A 20,854-nucleotide genomic window follows, 5' to 3' on the forward strand; every position below is an offset into this window, starting at 1 on the left:
GCCTGCGCTTCGTCATCCCGGCTTCTCCGGGTCGGCCGGCGCACAGCTCCGCGTCCGGCTCGCAGGCGTCCGCGGGACCGCCCAGTGAGCGCCGACGGCTCCAACCCGTATCCGCTCGGGATCACCCTCGTCGAGGGCGGGGCGAACGTCGCCGTCTACAGCGAGAACGCCGACAACGTCTACGTGTCGCGCTTCGACGCGCGCGGCCGGGAGACCAGGACCGAGCTCCACAACCGCACCGGCCACGTGTTCCACGGTTTCGTGCCGGGGCTCGTCCCCGGCACCCGCTACGGTATCCGGGTCGCCGGTCCGTGGGATCCGGCCAACGGCCTGCGCTTCTCGCCCGCGAAGGTGCTCCTGCCGACGCGGGCCCGCGCCGTGAGCGGCTCGTGGGACAACTCGCAGGCCGTGTTCGGCCACCAGCTCGGCCGGCCGAAGCGGCGCAGCGACACCAACGGCAAGGGCCACGTCGCGCTCGGGGTCGTCGTCGACCCGCAGGAGTTCGACTGGGGCGACCACGAGCGGCCGTACACGCCGCTCAGCGAGACCATCATCTACGAGACCCACGTCAAGGGCTTCACCAAGCTGATGGAGTGGGTGCCGGAGGAGTTCCGCGGCACCTACGCCGGCCTCGCCCACCCGGCCGCCGTCGAGTACCTGAAGAACCTCGGCGTCACCGCGGTCGAGCTCATGCCGGTGCACCAGTTCGTCCAGGACCCGCACCTGCAGGAGAAGGGTCTCCGCAACTACTGGGGCTACAACTCCATCGGCTTCTTCGCCCCGCACAACGAGTACGCCGCCACCGGCGACACCGGGCACCAGGTGGACGAGTTCAAGGGCATGGTCAAGGCGCTGCACGCGGCCGGCCTGGAGGTCATCCTCGACGTGGTCTACAACCACACCGCGGAGGGCAACGACCTCGGTCCCACCTACAGCTTCAAGGGCATCGACAACCCCTCCTACTACCGGCTCGTCGAGGGCGACCGCGCGCACTACTTCGACACCACCGGCACCGGGAACAGCGTCAACGTCAGCCATCCCGCCGCCCTGCAGCTCATCATGGACTCGCTGCGGTACTGGGTTGAGGACTACCACATCGACGGGTTCCGCTTCGATCTGGCCACCACGCTCACCCGGCAGGGCGGCGACGCCAGCCTGCACAGCGCGTTCCTCACGCTCATCCAGCAGGACCCGGTCCTCGCACGGGTGAAGATGATCGCCGAGCCGTGGGACACCGCCGGCTACCAGCTCGGCGGCTTCCCGGCCGACTGGTCGGAGTGGAACGGCAAGTTCCGCGACGACGTCCGCGACTTCTGGCGCGGCACCCCCGGCGTGCTCGGGACGCTCTCGCAGCGCGTGCTCGGCAGCCCGGACATCTACGAGGACTCCCGGCGCGCCCCGCTCTCGAGCGTGAACTTCGTCACCGCCCACGACGGCTTCACGCTCGCCGACCTCACGAGTTACGACGAGAAGCACAACGAGGCCAACGGCGAGGACAACCGCGACGGCGAATCCGACAACCGCTCGCGCAACTACGGCGTGGAGGGCCCGACCGACGACCCGGCCATCAACGCCGTCCGCATCCGGCAGCGCAAGAACTTCCTCGCCACCGTGCTGCTCTCTGCCGGCGTGCCGATGATCCTCGGCGGCGACGAGATCGGCCGCACCCAGCAGGGCAACAACAACGCCTACTGCCAGGACAACGAGATCTCCTGGTACGACTGGGCGAACGCCGACTGGGACCTGCACGCCTTCACGGCGGTGCTCATCCGCCTCCGCCGCAGCGAGCCCGCCCTCCGGCCCGAGTGGTACCGGCACGCTCCCGACGTCGGCGGCCCGGACACGGTCCGCATCGTGCGCGCCGACGGGGAGCCGTTCGCGGACGAGGACTGGGGCGACCCGGAGGCCCGCTCGATCGCCTTCCAACTCATGCACGAGGGCGCCGACTCGTTCCTGCTGATGCTCAACGCCGCCGAGAACGGGGTGGAGTTCGTGCTGCCCGACCCGCCGGGCGCGCACTGGGAGCTGGAGCTGTCCAGCGACCCGGAGCTCGCCCTGAACGACGGCGAGAGCGTGATCGTCGGCGAGACCTCCTTCGCGCTGTTCCGATCGGCCGCCCGGACATGACCGACACCCCGATCCCCGCCCTGCTCGGCCGCTACCGCCCGCAGACCATCATCGGCCGCGGCGGCGAGGCGAGCGTGTTCCGGGCGACCGACGAGCTGCTCGACCGCGAGGTCGCCATCAAGCTCTACCGCTCGGCGACCGAGGAGCAGATGGCGCAGTTCCGCACGGAGCAGGCCGCGCTCGCCCGGCTGAGCCACCACGGCATCGTCTCCCTCATCGACGCCGGCATCGACTACTCGGCGCCCACGGACCCGCGGCCGTTCCTGGTGATGGAGCTGGTCACCGGCAACGACCTGGCCGCCACCCTCCGCGAGCGGACCCTGAACACCGAGGAGATCTCCGAGATCGCCTACGACATCGCGGAGGCCCTGGAGTACGTGCACGCGAACGGCGTCGTGCACCGCGACATCAAGCCGTCCAACGTGATGCTGGTGACCTACGGCACCACTACCTTCCGCGCCCGCGCGCGGCTGACCGACTTCGGGATCGCCGGCGGCATCCTGGCCTCGCCGCAGACCGAGGAGGAGGGCAAGACCACCACGGGGACGGCCGCCTACCTCAGTCCCGAGCAGGCCTCGCTCAAGGCAGCGACGCCGGCGAGCGACATCTACTCGCTCGGCCTGGTGCTGCTGGAGTGCTTCACGCACACGGTCGCCTTCCCCGGCACCGCGGTGGACTCGGCGCTCGCGCGGCTGAAGGCCGACCCGTCCGTGCCCGACGACCTCCCCGGCGGGTGGACGGCGCTGCTGCGCGCGATGACCGCCCGCGACCCGGCGGCGCGGCCCGCCTCCGCGACGCTGGCGCAGGCCTTCCGCGAGGAGGTCATCGCCGCGTCCGGGGTGACCGTCGCGGGCTGAGCTCAGAGCCTCCGGAGCCGCAGCGCGGGGTCCCGTTCGCGTGCGGCGTCGACCTCGCCGGGGTCGATGTCGACCAGCACCAGCTCCGGACCGCCGGCCGCCTCCACCCGCACGTCGCCGTGCGGGTCGGCGAGCAGGCTGTGGCCCACCGAGATCGGCTCCGACTGGGACACCGCCGCCGTGTAGCAGCCGTTCTCGATCGCCCGCGCCCGCGCGAGCGTCCGCCACTGCTCCACCTTCGACGGGCCGGGCACCCAGGACGAGCACACCGCGAGCAGGCCGGCTCCGGCGTCGGCGAGCGCCCTCCCCAGCTCGGGGAAGCGAAGGTCGTAGCAGGTCATCAGCCCGACGGTCACGCCGCCGGTCTCGAACACGACCGGCTCGGGCTCCGGGGCGGGAGCGATCCACTCCGACTCGCGGAAGCCGAACGAGTCGAACAGGTGGATCTTGCGGTACCGCGCCAGCAGGGCGCCGTCCGGCCCGAACGCCGCGAGGGTGTTGAACGGTCGCGGGTCGTCGCCCTCCGGGGCCCGCTCGACGAGTCCCGCCACGATGGTCACGCCACGGGCGGCCGCGAGCTCCGCGACCGCCGAGCCGAACCGGCCGTCGAGCGGCTCGGCGACGCCGGCGAAGGTGGCGTCCACCATCTTCTTCTCGTACATCGCGTACTCCGGCAGGAGCACGAGCTCCGCGCCCTGGTCCGCCGCGCGCGCGACGACGTCGCGGACAGCCCGGAGGTTGCCTGCGACGTCGTCGTCCGACGCGAGCTGCGCGAGGGCCAGCCGCACGGTCACTCCCGCGCCGGGGCGGGAGCGGCCTCCGGCGCGGGCCCGGCGACCGGCGCCGCCGCGGCCGGCGCCGCGGTCGTTTCGGTGTCGGCCTCGTCGTACGCGATCTCCGGGGGCAGCTGCCGGAAGCCCTTGGTCACGATCGCGAGCACGATGATGCCGAGCACCAGCCAGCTCAGGCCCAGGACGATCGCGTTGATGTCCAGCCGGGTCAGCAGGTAGCCGGTGACGATCGCGCCGACCGCCGGGAGGACCACATAGAGGACCGCATTGTGGCGCACGCCCTCCTTGCGCTGCCGCAAGTAGTAGACGATGACGGACACGTTCACCATCGTGAAGGCGACGAAGGCGCCGAAGTTGATGAACGACGTGGAGGTCGCGACGTCCAGGAACATCGCCACCAGGCCGACGACGCCGATGATGACCAGGTTCACGACCGGCGAGCGGAACCGGCGGCTGATCTCGCCGAACACCTTGCGCGGCAGCGCGCCGTCGCGGCCCATCGCGAACATCAGGCGGGCGGCGGACGCCTGGGCGGCGAGGCCGGAGGCGAACTGCGCGACGACGAGGCCCGCGATGAAGATCGAGCCGAAGACGTTGCCGCCGATGGTGATCGCGATGTCGAACGCCGCGGACGACGCGTCGTGGAACTGCCCGCCGGGGTGCACGAGCTGCGTCGTGTACGAGACGAGGATGAAGATCACGCCGCCGATCAGGGCGATCAGCAGGATGGCGCGGGGCACCGTCTTGCGCGGTTCGATGGTCTCCTCGGTGAACGTCGTCACGGCGTCGAAGCCGAGGAACGAGTACGCGGCGATCGCCGCGCCCGCCGTCACGCCCTGGAACGTCGCGGTCGGGTTGAGGAACGGCCCGGCGGAGATCAGGCCGCCCGCGCCCTGGTGGGCGACGACCGAGCCGATCGAGAGCCCGACGAACACGACGATGACCAGCACCTGGAAGGCCATCAGGATGTAGTTCGCGCGGTCGGCGACCTTGATGCCGAGGATGTTCAGCAGCGTGGTGACGATGATGAAGCCGAGGATCCACATCCAGCCGGGCACCGCGGGGAACTGCGCCTCCAGGTACGCGGCGCCGATCAGCCAGATGACCATCGGGAGGAACAGATAGTCGAGCAGCACCGCCCAGCCGACCAGGAAGCCGACCCGCGGATCGATGGTGCGGCGCACGTAGGTGTAGGCGGAGCCGGCGACGGGGTAGGCGGCGGCCATCCTGCCGTAGCTGGAGGCCGTGAACAGCATCGCGACCAGCGCGACCAGGTAGGCGGACGCGCTCGCGCCACCGGTGGTCTCGGCCACGACGCCGAAGATCCCGAGGACGATCAGCGGCGTCATGTACGCCAGGCCGAAGAGGACGAGGGACGGGAGGCGGAGCGTGCGGGCCAGCGACGGCTGGGCGGCAGAAGCGGGAGCAGTGGACATGCCGGGATCCTTCACAGGAGAGGCTGACGGGAGGGGGTGGTGCTCGGGAGGGGGCTGGACTGAGCGGCGCGAGACTGGATGGCCCAGTCGCGCGGGTCGATCCGGCCCGCGTACAGCGGCAGCGGGATCACCGCGTCCTCTGGACGGAACTGCGACCACATCCGGTTGACGCCGGCGGTGCCGTGCTCCCGGACGTGGGCGACCTGGTCGAGGTCGAGGTCGAGCGCGAGGACGGTCTCCTCGTCCCCGGGCGACTCCGCGAGGACGGCGCCCTCCGGGTCGACGACGATCGAGCGGCCGCGGCCCACCGGACCGGCCGTGTTGACGCTCACCGTGAAGACCTGGTTCGCGATGGAGTTGGCCCGGGCGAGCACGACCTCCTGCTCGCGGTCGGGGGTGGTGGTCTTCACGACGTTCACGATCACCTCGGCGCCGAGCCAGGCGAGGTGCCTGCTGACCTCGGGGAACCAGGCGTCGTAGCAGATGTCGAGCCCGACGGTGCTGCCGTCGAGGTCGAAGACGACGAAGCGGTCGCCCGGCACGTACGGCTCGAACGGCCGCCAGGGGAAGATCTTGCGGTAGCTCGCGGCGAGCGCGCCGTCCGGCGAGAACGCCAGCGCGGTGTTGAAGAGCTCGCCTTGCGGGCCGCGCTCGCAGATGCTCCCTGGCACGAGCCAGACCCCCGCGTCCGCGGCGATCGCGCCGAGCGTGCGCACCAGCTCGCCGTCGAGCGCCACGGCCGACGCGCCGAGGGCGGTGTTCCGCGCGGACGCCGCGAGGTGGTCGGCTCCGAAGAGGTGGAGTTCCGGGTAGACGACGAGGCGGGCGCCTGCGGCCGCGTGGCGTGCGACGTCGGCGGCGAAGGGCTCGAGTTCGGCGCCGATCGGCCGCGGTGCGGCCTGGACGCCGGCGACGCTGAGCTGACCCGGCATGGGGACCTCCATTGGTCGGGGACGGGTGGAGAAGGGCGGTGCACCGGTGCTGCGAAGGTGCTGGGAAATAAAATAGATCATTATGATCGGATTTGTCCACCCCCACTGATCTCCCTATGCTGGAGGCCATGACCGGCGACGCCCCCGGCACGCTCACGCACACGGCCGTGCCCGCACTGACGGGACCCGCCGTGGCCGGGATCACGCGGCTGTCCGCCGTCGACACCGTCCGGGCGCGGATCGCGCTGGCCGTCGAGCTGCGCCTGCTGGCGCCCGGCGAGCAGCTGCCGAGCGACGCGGACATCGCCGCCGCCCTCGATGTCAGCGAGATCACCGCGCGCCGCGCGATCAAGAGCCTGGCCGAGGAGGGGCTGCTCCGGCGCGTGCGGGGGCGCTCGGGCGGCACGTTCGTGGCCGAGGCGGCCCCGGAGGCCGCCGGCGGCGCAGGCCCGGCCGTGGCGGCCTACCGCGCCGACGCGGAGCAGGTCCACCGCCTGATCGACCAGCGCCTCCTGGCCGAGGCGGGACTGACCCATCTCGCCGCGGTCTCCGCCACGGAGGACGACCTCGCCGAGCTGGACGCGGCCGTCGCGGCGGCGGCGTCCGCGCAGGACTGGAGCGACTACCACGCCGCCGACGAGCGCTTCCATCTGGCGGTCGCCCGCGCAGCGGGGCGCCCGGCGCTGGCCGGGCTCTACGAGGAGACCCTGCGGCGGCTCTACGCGTACTTCATCCCCTACCCGATCGCGTACCTCCACGAAGTCAACGCCGAGCACGCCGCGCTGGCCGCCGCCATCCGCGGGCGGGACCCGGTGACGGCGGTCGCGCTCGCGGAACGGCACGTGGCGGTACTGCACGAGACCATGTTCGTGGGGCTCGAACAGGACTGAGGCGCGGTCAGCGCGTGCCGGCCAGCACCTCCGCGATGCGGCCGGGCACCGTCTCGTCCTGCAGGGACGTCGTGTCGCCGAGCGGCCTCCCGTCGAAGAGGTCGACCAGCAGCCGCCGCATGATCTTGCCCGAGCGGGTCTTGGGGAGGTCGTCCACCACGACGACATGGCGCGGCTTGGCGATCGCGCCGATCGCGCGGGCGACCTGATCGCGCAGGCCCGACGCCTCCGGAGGCATCCCGACGGGGATGACGAACGCCGCCACCGCCTGACCGGTCGTCGCGTCGCCGACGCCGACCACCGCGGCCTCGGCGACCGACGGGTGCGCGACCAGCGCCGACTCGATCTCGATGGTGGAGAGCCGGTGGCCGGAAACGTTGATGACGTCGTCCAGCCTCCCGAGCAGCCAGAGGTAGCCGTCGTCGTCCACGGCCGCGCCGTCGCCGGCCAGGAAGTAGCCGCGGTCGGCGAAGGCCCGCCAGTACGAGTCGCGGTAGCGCTCCGGGTCGCCCCAGACCGTGCGCGACATCGCCGGCCAGGTGCCGTCGATCACGATGGAGCCGCCGGAGCCGCGCGGGACGTCCTCCCCGTGCTCGTCCGCCACGCGCACGGTCACTCCGGGCACCGCCACGGTCGCGGAACCGGGCTTCAGCGCGGTGACACCGGGGAGCGGGGCGACGATGGCCGCGCCGGACTCCGACTGCCACCAGGTGTCGACCACGGGCGCCCGGCCGCCGCCGAGCTGCTCCCGGAACCACACCCAGACCTCCGGGTTGATCGCCTCGCCGACGGTGCCGAGCAGGCGGATGCTGGACAGGTCCCAGTCGCCGGCCGCGCGCAGCCCGTCCGGGAACCAGCTCATGAACGTCCGGATGAGGGTCGGCGCTGTGTAGTAGGTCGTCACGCCGTAGCGCTCGATGATCTCGAAGTGCCGGCCGGTGCTCGGCGTGTTCGGCGTCCCCTCGTAGATGACGGAGGTCGCGCCGTTCGACAGCGGGCCGTACAGGACGTAGGTGTGCGCGGTCACCCAGGCCAGGTCGGCCGTGCACCAGTAGACGTCGGAGTCCTTCGCGTCGAAGAGCGCCCAGTGGCTCCAGGACGCCTGGGTGAGGTATCCGCCGGTGGTGTGCACGACGCCCTTCGGCCGGCCGGTGGTGCCGGACGTGTAGATGATGAAGAGCGGGGTCTCGGCGTCGAAGGACTCGGGCTTGTGGACGTCCGGCGCGGTGTCGACGACGTCGTGCCACCAGACGTCCCGGTCGGGGGTCCACGGGAGGTCCGGGGTGAGCTCGCCGGTGCGGCGCACGACCAGCACGTGCTCGATCGCGTCGACGCCCTCGACCGCGGTGTCCGCCTGGGCCTTCACCGGCACCGCGGCGCCGCGGCGGAACTGCCCGTCGGAGGTCACCAGCAGCTTCGCGCGGGTGTCCTCCACGCGGAACCGCAGCGCCTCTGCCGAGAACCCGCCGAACACGAGCGAGTGGATGGCGCCGACGCGCGCGATCGCGAGAGTGATGACGACGGTCTCCACCAGCACCGGGAGGTAGACGACGACGCGATCGCCTTTCCCGACACCGAGGGCGGTCAGCGCGTTGGCCGCCTGCGCGACGCGGCGCTGCAGGTCGGCATAGGTGACGGTCTCGCGGTCGCCCGGCTCGCCCTCGAAGTGGAGCGCGACGCGGTCGCCGTTCCCGGCCGCGACGTGCCGGTCGACGCAGTTGACCGCGACGTTCAGCCTCCCGCCGGCGAACCACTCGGCGCGGGGGACGCTCAGCTCGCCGTCGGGGCCCGGCGTCGCGGGCTCCCAGGTGTGGGCCGTGTGCCAAGGCTCTGCCCAGTCCAGGCGGCCCGCCTGCTTCTCCCAGAACCCGACGGGGTCGGCGGCTGCCTCCGCGAACACCTCCGCGCCGACGTTGGCCTGCGCCGCGAACTCCGGGCTCGGCTCGTACACGCGGGACTCGCGCGCCAGGTTCTCGATCGCACCGCTCACGCTCCGACGCTAGCCGCGCCCCCCGCCGCCTCCCGCCTCCCGCGTAACCGCCCGTAACCGCCATCGCGTCCTCACTTCCTCCCGCAACACGCCGATGGGAGGCGGGAGAAAGTGAGGAAGCGATGGCTGCGGGGCGACCGCGGGGCGGCTCGGGGTGGGAGCATGTGGGCATGGAACCGGTCGCCGCGCTGAACGAGATCGCTTTTTGGCTGGAGCGGGAGCTCGCGCCGTCCTTCAAGGTCCAGGCGTTCCGCAAGGCGGCGGCGATCATCGCGCCGCTGGACACCGCCGAGGTCGCTGCGCGCGTCGCCGACGGGCGGCTCAAGCGCACGAAGGGGATCGGCGACCGGACGTTCCAGGTGATCTCGCAGGCCGTCGACGGCGAGGTCCCGTCGTACCTCGCCGACCTGCGCGAGCGGAACGCCGAGCCGCTCGACGCCGGCGGCGCGGAGCTGCGCGCGCAGCTGCGGGGCGACCTGCACAGCCACACCGAGTGGTCGGACGGCACCGTGCCCATCGAGGTGATGGCCGCGGCCGCCGCCACGCTGGGCCGCGAGTACCAGGCGATCACGGACCACTCCCCCACGCTCACCGTCGCGAGCGGGCTCAGCGCCGAGCGGCTGGAGGAGCAGCTCGACGTCATCGCCGGTCTCGACACCGGCAGCGTCACGCTCCTCACCGGCATCGAGGTCGACATCCTGGAGGACGGCACGCTCGACCAGACCCCCGCCTTGCTCGACCGGCTGGACGTCGTGGTCGCGAGCGTGCACTCCAAGCTGCGCGCGGACAGCCGCACCATGACCGCGCGCATGCTGGGCGGCATCCGCGCCCCGCACACCAACGTGCTGGGCCACGTCACCGGACGGCTGGTGCAGGGCTCGCGCGGCACCCGCCCGCAGAGCGAGTTCGACGCCGACGCGGTGTTCGCGGCCTGCGCGGAGCACGGCGTCGCGGTCGAGATCAACTCGCGCCCGGAGCGCCAGGACCCTCCGGACGACCTCATCCGGCGCGCCCTCGACGCGGGCTGCCTGTTCTCGATCGACACGGACGCGCACGCGCCGGGGCAGCTCGACTTCCTCGCCTACGGCGCGGCGCGGGCGGCGGCGAACGGCGTCCCGGCCGAGCGCATCGTGACGACCTGGCCGCTGCCGCGGCTGCGGGAGTGGCTCGCGAAGTAGCGCGCGAGCCGCCGTCGGCGTCCCGATCCGGGGATTCCGCCGACTATCGGAATCGGCGCTCGAAACGCCGAATCACCACGTATTCCGTGGCGAAATCGCCCGATGTGGTATGCGATCCGTCGTTGTCGATTCGGATTTCGTCGCGGAGTGGGCTTACTATGGCACGTCCCCGACTGCAGCGAAGGAGCTCGCGTGTCCACCAACCCCGCCCCCACCGCACTGCGACGGTCCCTCGGCCTCTGGGCGATCGTCGGCCTCGGCCTCGGTTACATGACCCCGATGACCGTGTTCGACACGTTCGGCATCGTGACCGGTGAGACCAACGGCGTCGTCCCGTCCGCGTACCTGTTCGCTCTCGTGGCGATGGTGTTCACCGCAGTGAGCTACGGCCGGATGACCCGCGTGTTCCCCTCCGCGGGCTCGGCGTACACCTACGCGTCGGAGACCATCCACCCGAACGTCGGCTTCCTGGTCGGCTGGTCGTCGCTGCTCGACTACCTGCTGCTGCCGCTCGTGAACGCGCTGATCGTCCGGCTCTACCTGGAGTCGTTCTTCCCGCAGGTGCCCGGCTGGATCTGGGTGGTCGGCTACGTCGCGGCGATCACGGCGATGAACCTGTTCAGCATGTCGTCCACCTCCAAGGTCAACGGCATCCTGGTCGCGTTCCAGATCGTGCTGATCGGGGTGTTCGTGGCGCTGACCTGGGCGGCGCTGAACGGCGGCGCGGGCACCGGGACGGCCTTCAGCCTGACGCCGCTGTTCCATGCCGGCGTCAACATCTTCGCCGTGATCGGCGGAGCCACCGTCGTCTGCTTCTCCTTCATCGGCTTCGACGCGATAACGATGTACACCGAGGAGGCCAAGGACGCCCGCACGGTGCCGAAGGCGATCGTCCTCGCGCTGATGATCGGCGGCGCGATCTTCTTCGTCGCCGCGTGGTTCGCGCAGTCGCGCTTCCCGACCCTGGCCGGCTTCCACTTCACCGACGACACGCTGCCGGAGATCGCGCTCAAGACCGGCGGCCTCTTCTTCCAGATCCTCTTCATCTCGGCCGCGGTCGCGGCGGCGGTGGCCTCCAGCCTGGCGTCGCACGCCAGCGTCTCGCGGATGATCTACGTGATGGCCCGCAACGGCAACGGCCGCATCTCGCGCACGCTCTCGTTCGTCCACCCGAAGTTCCGCACGCCGGCGGTGGCCGTGCTCCTGGTCGGCGCGGTGTCACTGCTCGCGGCGGCGTTCACGCTGGAGTTCGTGTCGTCGATGATTAACTTCGGCGCGCTCATCGCCTTCACGATGGTGAACGCGACGGTCATCATCCACTTCGCGATCCGCAAGCGGCAGGTGCACGGCGCGAAGCAGATCATCCGCAACATCGTGCTGCCGGGCATCGGAATGCTGCTGACCGGTGTGCTGTGGGCCAACCTCCACTTCGACGCACTCACCTATGGCCTGATCTGGCTGGCGATCGGCATCGTCACGCTGCTCGTGCTGACCCGCGCCTTCCGCAAGCGCCTCGGCGTGAAGCTGGACGAGGACGGCGACGCCGCGATCATCACCCGCGAGGGCGCGCCGTCGGAGGCGGTGCGCTAGGTCGCGCTAGTTGCCCCAGGCGGAGGCCGGGGCCGTCACGATCTGGACCGGGCTCGTGCTCCAGTGCGAGCCGTAGCCGTAGTGGCTGCTCGCCCAGGGCGACGCCCAGATCGCGGCAGCGGTGACGTCCGCGCTGGTGCCCGCGGTGAGCCCGGCGACGACGGCCGGGTAGCCGCGCTGCAGGTTCTCGGCGCAGTACTTCGCGGCCGTCACCAGGTCGGGGTAGCTGCCGAAACCGGCGCCGCCTCCCGAGCCGTAGCCGTTGTTGAGCGGGTTGTTGCGGTTCCACCAGTCCGGCGGGCCGTTCTCCTGGCGCATCCAGCGCAGCATGAAGTCGACGTTGGGCTTGGTCGTCGGCCAGCCGCCGAACATCAGCACCAGCTCCGCCCACGACTCGTTCGTACCGATGCGGGACAGGCTCTGGATGCTGTCCGTCGCGCCGAGGGTGTCCCGGTTGACCACGGGAGCGCCGATCGTGGCGTCCACCAGCAGGTGCTGCACGGGCGGGGCGCCGGGCGCGCCTGGTGCCAGGGTCGTGGCGTCCGAGTCGGTGGCGGCGGGGCCGATGACGGTCGCGGCGAGCGCGGCGTCGGTCGGCACGATCGAGAAGCCGCACACCAGCGCGATCACCGCGAAGGAGACGCCGAGCCGGTGGTGGAGCGGGAGCTGCAACGGGCGACGGGCGCGCCGACGCGAGGGCGATGCCTCCGGCGCGGTGGACGCGGGACGGGCGGACTTCCGGGCGCTCGACCGCCTCGCCGGGGGTACGGCGGCACGACGGCCTGCCGAGCGGCGGCCGCGCATGCGAGGGGGGTCCGCGGGCGTCATACCCGATCGAGGGTACCAGCGCCTCGCGTTAAGGGAACCCGGGAGATCTCCAGGGAACGCGCCCCGGAGACCTCCCGTCGACCCGTCAGCGCCGGTCGTCCCGCGCCGGCGCCGCCGCGAGCGCCAGCGTCTGCTGCAGCGCCGTGTACTCGGCCTTGGGCTGGAGGTTGGCGTCGTAGATGTCCGCCGCGCCCTCGCCCGCGAACACGCCAGGCACCCACGAGTACGCGTCGCCGAATCCCCAGACCGTGTAGGAGAGGCAGCTGCGCACCGCGAGGCAGGCCTGCAGGGTGCTCGTGTAGCCGGCCACCTGGGCGTTCTGCTCCACCGGGGTCACGGGGAGCGTGGTCCGCACGTCCACCTCGGTCTCCGCGACCTTCAGGCCGAGGTCCGAGAACCGCTGCAGGTTGTTCTGCAGGTCGGGCAGCCCGTACTGGGTGTCGAGGTGGGTCTGGAATCCGACGCCCTGGATCGGCACGCCCTGCGCCTTCAGCTGCTGCACGTAGCTGTACACCGCGTTGCTCTTCGGGCCGGTGTACTCGATGTTGTAGTCGTTGTAGAACAGCAGCGCCTTCGGGTCGGCGGCGTGCGCCCAGCGGAAGGCGTCGGCGATGTAGGCCGGCCCCAGCTTCTGCAGCCAGATCGAGTCGCGCAGCGTCCCGTCGTCGTTGAACGCCTCGTTGACGACGTCCCACTGCCAGATCTTGCCCGTGAAGTGGGTGACCTCGTCGGTGATGTGCTTCTTCAGCAGCGCCGCCACGTCGGCGGACGACATCGACGGCAGTGCCTGGGAGAGCCACGCCGGGAGCTGGTTGTGCCAGACCAGCGTGTGGCCGCGCACGAGCTGGCCGTTCTGCTGGGCGAACGCGACGAGCTGGTCGGCGGGGGCCCAGTTGTACGTGCCCTGCGTGGGCTCGATGGTGTCCCACTTCATGACGTTCTCCGGGCTCACCGTCGAGAACTGGCCGGCGGCGATGGCCTTGTACGCCGCATCGCTCGCCAAGGCGTCCATGTTGACGGCGGTTCCGATCCGCAGCCCGCTCTGCGCGGCGAGAGAGCGCAGGGATGTGGACTGGGACGGGGAGGGGCGCTCCGTGCTCCCGTGCGGGTCCGCCACGGCGGCGCCCTGGCTGACGAACAGTGCGCTCGCCCCGAGCAGGGCGGCGCCGGCGATCACCAATCGACCTCGAATTGTCACGCGATACTCCTTCGTATGCTTGGACGCCCGGGCTTTGGGCGTCCGCAGTGAAGTTTCGCCAGATCGATTTGTTGTGTCAATGGACAAATAGGGTTTTGGAAAACCTATTTCACCCGCGGACAGGGGACACGCCGCTCGCGGCCGCCTCGTTGCGCCTAGTCGACGGGGATGGGCGCGCTGACGCGTCCCTCGGCCGCCGCGGCCCCGGGGTCGGCCGGACGGCGCACGGTCATGACCACCACGCACACCACGATGCCGGCGAACAGCACCAGGCTCACCGGGCCGGTGCCGAGGTTCAGTCCGCCGCGCGCGTGCGAGACGGCCAGCCAGTCCGAGATCGAGGCTCCGAACGGGCGGGTCAGAACATATGAGATCCAGAAGGCTGCGGTCGCGCCGAGGCCCCACCAGCGGTACGCGACACCCGGCACGGCGAACAGCACACCGAACAGGATCCCGGACACCAGGTAGCCGAGACCGAACGTCGTCGCGGTGAGGTCGCCGACCGCCGTGCCGAGCGCGAAGGTCGCGAGCACGGCGCACCAGTAGAAGAACTCGCGGGCGCGGGTGTCGATGTGGTGCACGGACAGCGTCCGCTGCGTCCGGTACCAGACCGCGAACACCACGGCCAGGACGATGGCGAAAAAGACCGTCGACACCAGGTACGGGATGCCGATCACGATGTGCAGGACGTCGGCGACCATGGTCCCGAACACGGCGACCATCAGCACGGTCAGCCAGTACACCCACGGGATGTACCTCCGCACGGCGAACTGCAGCACCAGGGCGGCGGCGAACACCACGAAGGCGGCGATGACCGCGATCACCGGGTCGTAGTTCTTGACCAGGTAGTCGGAGGTGGTCTCCCCCATCGCGGTGGTGAGCAGCTTCGTGACCCAGAACAGCGCCGTGACGGCGGGGACCTTGTTGCGGAGCATCCCGACAGCATGGCGCAACCACTCCCAGAATCCTCTGAGAGGCGGGGGCGGTGGGCCAGGGCGGAGACGGATCCTGAGAGCGCGCTGGGGATCCTTAGCGGCATCTGGGGAGGCGGCCCGGAGGCTGGGATGTCGAGGAGGATCCATGACCGCAACCACACCCCGCCGCACATCCACGCCGCAGGCGGCCGCGGGGCCGCACCGGGAGGGCGCCGCGACCGCGCGCGCCATCGTCCTCCCGCTCACCGTCATCCTCCTGGTGATCCTCGCCGGGCTCGCGATCGCCGCCTCCCCCGCCGTCACCGCGTGGGACCTCGGCGTCATCCGCGCCATCGAGGGCGCCCGCACCCCCTTCCTCGACGCCGTGACCCTGACCGACTCCGTCCTGTTCTCGCCGGTGGCGGCACTCACGATCGTCGGGCTGATCTCGGCGGCGACCTGGATCGCCCGGCGGAGGCTGGGGCCGGCGCTCGCATTCGCGGCGCTCGCCCTGCTCCCCTGGCTGGGCAGCACCGTCGTGAAGGACATCGTGCGCAGGCCCCGGCCGCTGTCCGCCGACCTCCCGCACCACGTCCTCACGGACACCGGGTTCAGCTTCCCGAGCGGGCACACCAGCTTCGCGGTGGCGCTCGCCCTGGCGCTGCTGATCGTGTTCGGGCACGGCCGGCTGCGGCGGCCGCTGATCGCGTTCGCGATCCTCGCTCCGCTGGTCACCGCGTTCTCGCGCGTCTATCTGGGGGTGCACAACCCGACCGACGTGCTGGTGTCGCTCGTGTACGCGACGGCGGCGGTCCTCCTCGTGCTCGGTGTCCTGCGAGCCATCGCGCCCGCGCTGGAGCGGTTCCCGCTGATCGGGCCCGGGCTCGACCCGCGAGACCGCCGCGAACCGCGGAGCGCGCGATAGGTTGAACGACATGGAGGCCACCCGACTGCGCGTGCTGCTGGTCGAGGACGATGCGCGTCTCGGGCCGCTGATCGAGCAGGTGCTGTCGGAGACCTACGAGGTCACCCGCGTCACCGACGGGGAGGCCGCGCTCGCCGTCGGCCTCGGCGAGCGCTTCGACGCGATGGTGGTCGACCGCCGACTGCCGGGCATCGACGGCGTGACGCTCGTCGGCAAGCTCCGGGACGGCCGCGTCGTCGCGCCGATCATCATGCTGACGGCGCTCGGCGCACTCCGGGACCGGGTGGAGGGCCTGGACGCCGGCGCGAACGACTACCTGGTGAAGCCGTTCGAGTTCGACGAGCTGCTGGCGCGGCTGCGCGCGCTCACCCGCACCTTCAGCGGCGAAGGGCGCGAGCTGCCGGTCGGCGAGTGGCGCTTCTACCCGGAGAGCCGCAGCATCTACTCGCCCTACGAGGGCCGCATCCAGCTCACCGAGCGCGAGTCGGACTTGCTGCGGCTGCTGGCCGAGAGCCCGCTGCGCACCTTCTCGCGCGCGCACATCCTGGAGGCCGTGTTCGAGGCCGACGAGCAGCCCGGCACCGTCGACACCTACGTGCACTACCTGCGGCGCAAGACCGACCCGGAGATCATCGCGACCGTGCGCGGCGAGGGCTACCGGCTGGGGCAGCTGTGAGGTGCCGGCGGTGAGCAGGCGCGACGACGTCGACTTCCAGGAGGTCCGCCGCGCGTCCCGCACGGTCGGCCTCCAGCTCACCATCGCGTCCGGCGCGCTGGTCGTCGCGGCGATCGGGGTGGCGTTCTTCTTCGTGCTCGACCAGCTCCAGCCGAAGGAGTTGGAGGAGGTCCCGCGGCCCGGCCAGCACAAGATCTACATCGACACGGTGGACGCGATGATCGCCTTCATCATCGTGGGCGTACTGGCGGTGGCCGTCGCCGGGGTGCTCGCCGTGGTGGTGACGCGTCGCGCGGTGCGGCCGCTCGGGGAGGCGCTGCGCCGGCAGCGGGACTTCGTCGCGGACGCCAGCCACGAGCTGCGGACACCGCTCGCCGTGCTGGACGCACGCCTCCAGGTGCTCCAGCGCGGCCTCCCGGACGACGACCCCTCGGCGGCGACGGTGGCCGAGCTGCGCGACGACACCCGCACGCTGATCGAGGTCGTGAACGACCTGCTGCTGGCGGCGGACCCCGAGCGCGAGCGGGCGGCCGCGTCGGACGGGCCGGTGCCGCTGGCCGAGCCGGTGCGGCGCGCGGTCGACTCGTTGCGGGTGCTCGCGGAGAAGGCCGGGGTGGAGGTCCGGCTGGACGTGCGGGACGAGGTCGCCAGCGACGTCCCGGCGATGACGCTGCAGCGCTGCGCGACGGCGCTGCTCGACAACGCGGTCGCGCACTCCCCCGCCGGCGGCGTGGTGACGGCGACCATCCGGCGGGAGGGACGCGCGGCGTACCTGACGGTCGCCGACCAGGGCCCGGGCATCCAGGGCATCGACCCGGCCCGGATCTTCGACCGGTTCGCCCGCGCGGAGCCCTCCTCCGCCGCGACGGCGGGCCGCTCCCGGTCGGGGTTCGGCATCGGGCTCGCGCTCGTCCGGGAGGTCGCGGTGCGCCACGGCGGCGAGGTCCGCGTCGCTGCGACCGGGCCGGACGGGACCGCGCTCGAGCTGCGGCTGCCGGCCCGCTGAGCGGGCGGGGCGCGCAACTCCGGATGGTTCGGTAAGGCCGGGCCATGACCGTAACTCCGGAGAACCGGGACGCGGAGGGCGGGATCTCCGGAGATACGGTCTCCCGGGCGGCGCGGCGCGGCGAAGCTCCGGAGTTGGGGACGCCGCACGCAACTCCGGAAGGTCGGGCGGAGCCGGGCCGGAAAGGACCGTAGCTCCGGAGACCCGGGGCGCGGAGCGCGGGATCTCCGGAGATACGGACTCCCAGGCGGCGAAGCGGCGCGACCTGGCCTTCCCGCGCCGTTAGCGGATCGGGGTCGACTCGTTGAGGCGGGCCAGCAGGTCGGCGAGGCGGCCGACGTCGTCGGCGCCCCACTGGCGGAGGCTGCGGTAGAGCTGGGCCTGGTCGGCGGCGCGCGCCTCGTTGACGCGCTCGATCGCCGCGGGCGTCGCGACCAGGAAGCTGGCCCGGCGGTCGGCCGGGTCGGTGCGGCGCTCCACGAAGCCGAGCTCCTCCAGGATGCGGACCTGCCGGCTGACGACGCTCTTGTCCGTCGCGAGCTCGCCCGCCAGGGCGCCCGCGTGGACCGGACCCGTCCGCACCAGGGTGTTCAGCAGCTTGAAGCCGACGGGCTGGAGGTCGGGGTGCACGCGGGCGGAGCGCTCGCGCATCCCGGCGCTCACGCGGTTGAAGAGGATCGTGAACTGCTCCTCGACGGCCGCGATCGCCGCGTCGGCCGGGTTCGCCGACGCCGGCCCGGAACGGGCGGTGCTGTCCTGCAGCGCCGCCCGCTCCGTGTTGTCCATGGCCGCGATCATAACGCGTCCCGTCAGCGCCGTTCCTGAGTGCCGATCGACCCGGTCGCCGGGGCTCCGATCAGGGCCTCCGCGACCTCCACGACCGTCTCCTCGGCCTGCTCGGCGGCCGACTCCGGAGCGGCGGCAGCCGCCGTGTTCTCGTCCAGCTGCTGGATCGCGGTCTTGGTGCCGAGCTTGGCGTTCGGCAGCAGGAGGATCGCGATGATCGTCACGATCGCCAGCGGCACCGCCACCAGGAAGATGTCCGCGACCGCCTGGCCGTAGACCGCCTCGATGATGGTCCGGATGCCGACCGGCAGCTTGCCCACCTCCGGGAGGGTGCCGCTCTGCAGCGACTGCGCGACCTCCAGCCCCTTCTGGCCGAGCTTGGCGATGGCGACCTGGAGGTCGTGCTGCCGGTCGGCCATCAGGTCGGTGACCTTCGTGCCGAGGAGGCTGCCCATCACCGAGACGCCGATGGTGCCGCCGAGGCTGCGGAAGAACGCGACGTTGGAGCTCGCCGCTCCCAGCTGCTCCGGGCGCACCGTGTTCTGCACGATGAGCACCAGGTTCTGCATGACCATGCCGACGCCCGCGCCGAGCACGAGCATGTAGAGCGAGACCAGCACGTAGTTCGTGTCGTACTCGATCGTGCTCATCAGGTAGAGGCCGATGGTCAGCAGCACCGCGCCGGTGACCATGAACGCCTTCCACTTGCCGAACCGGCTGATCAGGTTACCGACGATGGTGGACGAGAGCAGCAGGCCGACGATCATCGGGAGGGTCAGCAGTCCCGACTCGGTCGGGGTCGCGCCGCGGGCGAGCTGCATGTATTGGCCGAGGAAGACCGAGGTGCCGAACATCGCCACACCCACCGAAATGGACGCGATGACCGCGAGCGTGAAGGTGCGGTTCTTGAACATCGCCAGCGGGATGATCGGCTCCTTCACCACGAGCTCGGTGATCACCGTCGCGGCCAGCAGCGCGACCGACCCGCCGACCATCCAGAAGGTCTGCGCGCTCCACCAGTCGAACTGCGAGCCGGCCATCGTCACCCAGATGAGCAGCAGCGAGATGCCGCCGGCGAGGAAGATCGCGCCCAGGTAGTCGATGCGGACCTTGCGGGCCGGGCGCTTCGGGAGCTTGAGGGTGACCTGCAGCAGGATGATCGCGACGATCGCGACGGGGACGCCGACGAAGAAGTTCCAGCGCCACCCGACGGAGTCGGTGAGGAGGCCGCCGATGAGCGGCCCGCCGACCGTGCCGACAGCCATGATGCCGCCGAACAGGCCCATGTACCGGCCGCGGTCGCGGGGGCTGATGATGTCGGCCATGATGATCTGGCTCAGCGCGGTCAGGCCGCCGGCGCCGAGGCCCTGCACCACGCGGAAGCCGATGAGCATGTCGGTGTTCTGCGAGAAGCCGGCGAGCGCGGAGCCGAGCACGAACAGCACGAGCGCGGACTGGATGAGGATCTTGCGGTTCAGCAGGTCCGCGAGCTTGCCCCAGATCGGCGTCGAGACCGTGGTGGCGAGCAGCGTGCTGGTGACGACCCAGGTGAACGCGGTCTGGTTGCCGCCGAGCTCCGAGATGATGCGCGGCAGGGAGGTCGAGACGACCGTTCCGGCGAGGATCGAGACGAACATGCCGAGCAGGAGCCCGGACAGGGATTCGAGCACCTGCCGGTGCGACATGGCCGAGGCGGGGGCGTCCTCCCTCGTGGTGACAGTGGACATGTGATTCCTTCGCAGTTGGTTGACAATGAGCAACCATATATAATTAGTGGACCACAGTCAACTAACAATCTGCATTGATGTAAAATTTCCGAGCATGCAAAATTTTCCGACCATCCCCGAAGCGGCCGCGCCCGAGCCCGGCCTGCGGGAGCGCAAGAAGGCGCAGACCCGCGCCGACCTGGAGCGCGCCGCCGTCGAGCTCGTCCTCGCGCGGGACCTGGATGACGTCACCGTGGACGACATCTGCGCGCGCGTCCCGGTATCCCACCGGACGTTCTTCAACTACTTCGACAGCAAGGAGGACGCGCTGTTCGGCGTCCGCCGTGCCTGGGGCGACCGTTCGCTGGTGGCTGCGCGCCTGCAGGAGGCGTACGACGGGAGCGTGGTCGCAGCCGTCATCCAGACGCTGTTCCGCGCCCTCCCCGCCGACACCGCCGACCCGGCGCTGCACGAGGCGCGCATGCTGATCGCGTCACGCAACCCGGGGCTGATCCAGCGGAAGGTGCGCCGGCTGGACGACCTCCGGCACGGCGTGGTCGCGGCGGTCGCGGAACTGATCGAGCGGGCTGACGCCGCCGACTCCGCGGGCTCCGTGGACTCCACGGCCGACGTGCCGGTGGAGGCGCAGGCCGAACTGCTCGTGGTCGCGTGCATCGGAGCGGTCCGGATCGCGGTGCGCGAGTGGGCGGAGGCCGGCGCGACCGGGACGCCGGACGAGGTGTCGGCACGGGCCGTGGTGATCGCCCGGTCGCTCGCAGGGCTGGCGCGGAGGTAGCGGAGGAGATCCGGGGACGGGAGTGCCTGGAACGCAGTCAACGGAGGAGATCCGGGCGGAGGGAGGGCGCGGGTCCTCCGTTGCACACGCGTGGGCAACCCCCGTGCGGGCGCGGGGGTAGCGGAGGAGATCCGAGGGTGCGGGCGGCCGGAACGCAGTCAACGGAGGAGATCGGGGCGGACGGAGGGCGCGGGTCCTCCGTTGCACACGCGTGGGCAACCCCCGTGC

The 20,854-nt window shown here is 71.3% G+C and carries 18 protein-coding genes; 9 read left to right on the forward strand and 9 right to left on the reverse strand.

Annotated elements, in window-relative coordinates:
• Positions 1-84: 84 nt before the first annotated feature.
• Positions 85-2,127 carry a glycogen debranching protein GlgX gene (gene glgX, locus HNR13_RS19675; protein WP_179608465.1) on the forward strand — a complete coding sequence of 681 codons (2,043 nt, stop codon included), beginning with the start codon at positions 85-87 and terminating at the stop codon, positions 2,125-2,127.
• Positions 2,124-2,984 (forward strand): serine/threonine-protein kinase, encoded by an 861-nt coding sequence (locus HNR13_RS19680; RefSeq protein ID WP_179608467.1) that lies wholly within the window; start codon positions 2,124-2,126, stop codon positions 2,982-2,984. The genes glgX and HNR13_RS19680 overlap by 4 nt, the downstream gene beginning before the upstream one ends.
• Positions 2,985-2,986: 2 nt before the next feature.
• On the opposite strand, the gene HNR13_RS19685 is transcribed toward HNR13_RS19680, so the two are convergent.
• Genes HNR13_RS19685 through HNR13_RS19695 form a run of 3 tightly spaced genes read right to left on the reverse strand, consistent with a single transcriptional unit; the run spans position 2,987 to position 6,143 of the window.
• On the reverse strand, positions 2,987-3,772 hold the full coding sequence (locus tag HNR13_RS19685) for a nitrilase-related carbon-nitrogen hydrolase (RefSeq protein ID WP_179608468.1): 786 nt from the start codon (positions 3,770-3,772) through the stop codon (positions 2,987-2,989).
• Positions 3,773-3,774: 2 nt separating this feature from the next.
• The gene (locus tag HNR13_RS19690) at positions 3,775-5,211 is read right to left on the reverse strand and encodes an APC family permease (protein ID WP_179608470.1); all 1,437 of its coding nucleotides are present in this window, start codon (positions 5,209-5,211) and stop codon (positions 3,775-3,777) included.
• Between the two features lie 11 nt (positions 5,212-5,222).
• Positions 5,223-6,143: a carbon-nitrogen hydrolase family protein gene (locus HNR13_RS19695; protein WP_179608472.1), complete on the reverse strand. Its 921-nt coding sequence runs from the start codon at positions 6,141-6,143 to the stop codon at positions 5,223-5,225.
• 128 nt (positions 6,144-6,271) lie between these two features.
• On the opposite strand from HNR13_RS19695, the gene HNR13_RS19700 reads away from it, so the two are divergent.
• Positions 6,272-7,033, forward strand: coding sequence for a FadR/GntR family transcriptional regulator (locus tag HNR13_RS19700; RefSeq protein ID WP_179608474.1), 762 nt, complete (start codon positions 6,272-6,274; stop codon positions 7,031-7,033).
• Between the two features lie 7 nt (positions 7,034-7,040).
• On the opposite strand, the gene acs is transcribed toward HNR13_RS19700, so the two are convergent.
• Positions 7,041-9,023 (reverse strand): acetate--CoA ligase, encoded by a 1,983-nt coding sequence (acs, locus tag HNR13_RS19705; protein ID WP_179608476.1) that lies wholly within the window; start codon positions 9,021-9,023, stop codon positions 7,041-7,043.
• A 170-nt stretch (positions 9,024-9,193) separates the two neighbouring features.
• Here acs and HNR13_RS19710 point away from each other — a divergent pair, with 170 nt between their 5' ends.
• Positions 9,194-10,201 carry a PHP domain-containing protein gene (locus HNR13_RS19710; protein ID WP_179608478.1) on the forward strand — a complete coding sequence of 336 codons (1,008 nt, stop codon included), beginning with the start codon at positions 9,194-9,196 and terminating at the stop codon, positions 10,199-10,201.
• Between the two features lie 192 nt (positions 10,202-10,393).
• Positions 10,394-11,791, forward strand: a complete 1,398-nt coding sequence (locus HNR13_RS19715) for an APC family permease (RefSeq protein ID WP_343063633.1) — start codon at positions 10,394-10,396, stop codon at positions 11,789-11,791.
• Between the two features lie 6 nt (positions 11,792-11,797).
• On the opposite strand, the gene HNR13_RS19720 is transcribed toward HNR13_RS19715, so the two are convergent.
• From HNR13_RS19720 to HNR13_RS19730, 3 genes are all read right to left on the reverse strand, one after another.
• Positions 11,798-12,463 (reverse strand): hypothetical protein, encoded by a 666-nt coding sequence (locus tag HNR13_RS19720; protein WP_179608482.1) that lies wholly within the window; start codon positions 12,461-12,463, stop codon positions 11,798-11,800.
• A gap of 241 nt (positions 12,464-12,704) precedes the next feature.
• Complete coding sequence (locus HNR13_RS19725; protein WP_343063634.1) at positions 12,705-13,817, reverse strand: endo-1,4-beta-xylanase; 1,113 nt, start codon at positions 13,815-13,817, stop codon at positions 12,705-12,707.
• A 155-nt stretch (positions 13,818-13,972) separates the two neighbouring features.
• The gene (locus tag HNR13_RS19730) at positions 13,973-14,752 is read right to left on the reverse strand and encodes a COG4705 family protein (RefSeq protein ID WP_179608484.1); all 780 of its coding nucleotides are present in this window, start codon (positions 14,750-14,752) and stop codon (positions 13,973-13,975) included.
• A 145-nt stretch (positions 14,753-14,897) separates the two neighbouring features.
• Between HNR13_RS19730 and HNR13_RS19735 the strand changes: the two genes are divergently transcribed.
• From HNR13_RS19735 to HNR13_RS19745, 3 genes are read left to right on the forward strand one after another with little or no spacing between them, the layout of a single operon-like run.
• Positions 14,898-15,656, forward strand: coding sequence for a phosphatase PAP2 family protein (locus HNR13_RS19735; RefSeq protein ID WP_179608486.1), 759 nt, complete (start codon positions 14,898-14,900; stop codon positions 15,654-15,656).
• Between the two features lie 10 nt (positions 15,657-15,666).
• Positions 15,667-16,332: a response regulator transcription factor gene (locus tag HNR13_RS19740; RefSeq protein ID WP_179608487.1), complete on the forward strand. Its 666-nt coding sequence runs from the start codon at positions 15,667-15,669 to the stop codon at positions 16,330-16,332.
• Between the two features lie 10 nt (positions 16,333-16,342).
• Positions 16,343-17,338 carry an ATP-binding protein gene (locus HNR13_RS19745; protein WP_179608489.1) on the forward strand — a complete coding sequence of 332 codons (996 nt, stop codon included), beginning with the start codon at positions 16,343-16,345 and terminating at the stop codon, positions 17,336-17,338.
• A gap of 282 nt (positions 17,339-17,620) precedes the next feature.
• Here the strand turns inward: HNR13_RS19745 and HNR13_RS19750 are convergent, their stop codons facing one another.
• Both HNR13_RS19750 and HNR13_RS19755 read right to left on the reverse strand, forming a co-directional pair.
• Positions 17,621-18,124 carry a MarR family winged helix-turn-helix transcriptional regulator gene (locus tag HNR13_RS19750; protein ID WP_246312820.1) on the reverse strand — a complete coding sequence of 168 codons (504 nt, stop codon included), beginning with the start codon at positions 18,122-18,124 and terminating at the stop codon, positions 17,621-17,623.
• 23 nt (positions 18,125-18,147) lie between these two features.
• Positions 18,148-19,809: an MDR family MFS transporter gene (locus tag HNR13_RS19755; protein WP_179609708.1), complete on the reverse strand. Its 1,662-nt coding sequence runs from the start codon at positions 19,807-19,809 to the stop codon at positions 18,148-18,150.
• A 136-nt stretch (positions 19,810-19,945) separates the two neighbouring features.
• Here HNR13_RS19755 and HNR13_RS19760 point away from each other — a divergent pair, with 136 nt between their 5' ends.
• The gene (locus tag HNR13_RS19760; protein WP_179608493.1) at positions 19,946-20,626 is read left to right on the forward strand and encodes a TetR/AcrR family transcriptional regulator; all 681 of its coding nucleotides are present in this window, start codon (positions 19,946-19,948) and stop codon (positions 20,624-20,626) included.
• Positions 20,627-20,854 lie beyond the last annotated feature (228 nt).

It is taken from the genome of Leifsonia shinshuensis (genome assembly GCF_013410375.1).
In the GTDB taxonomy this organism is placed as follows: Bacteria; Actinomycetota; Actinomycetes; order Actinomycetales; family Microbacteriaceae; genus Leifsonia; species Leifsonia shinshuensis.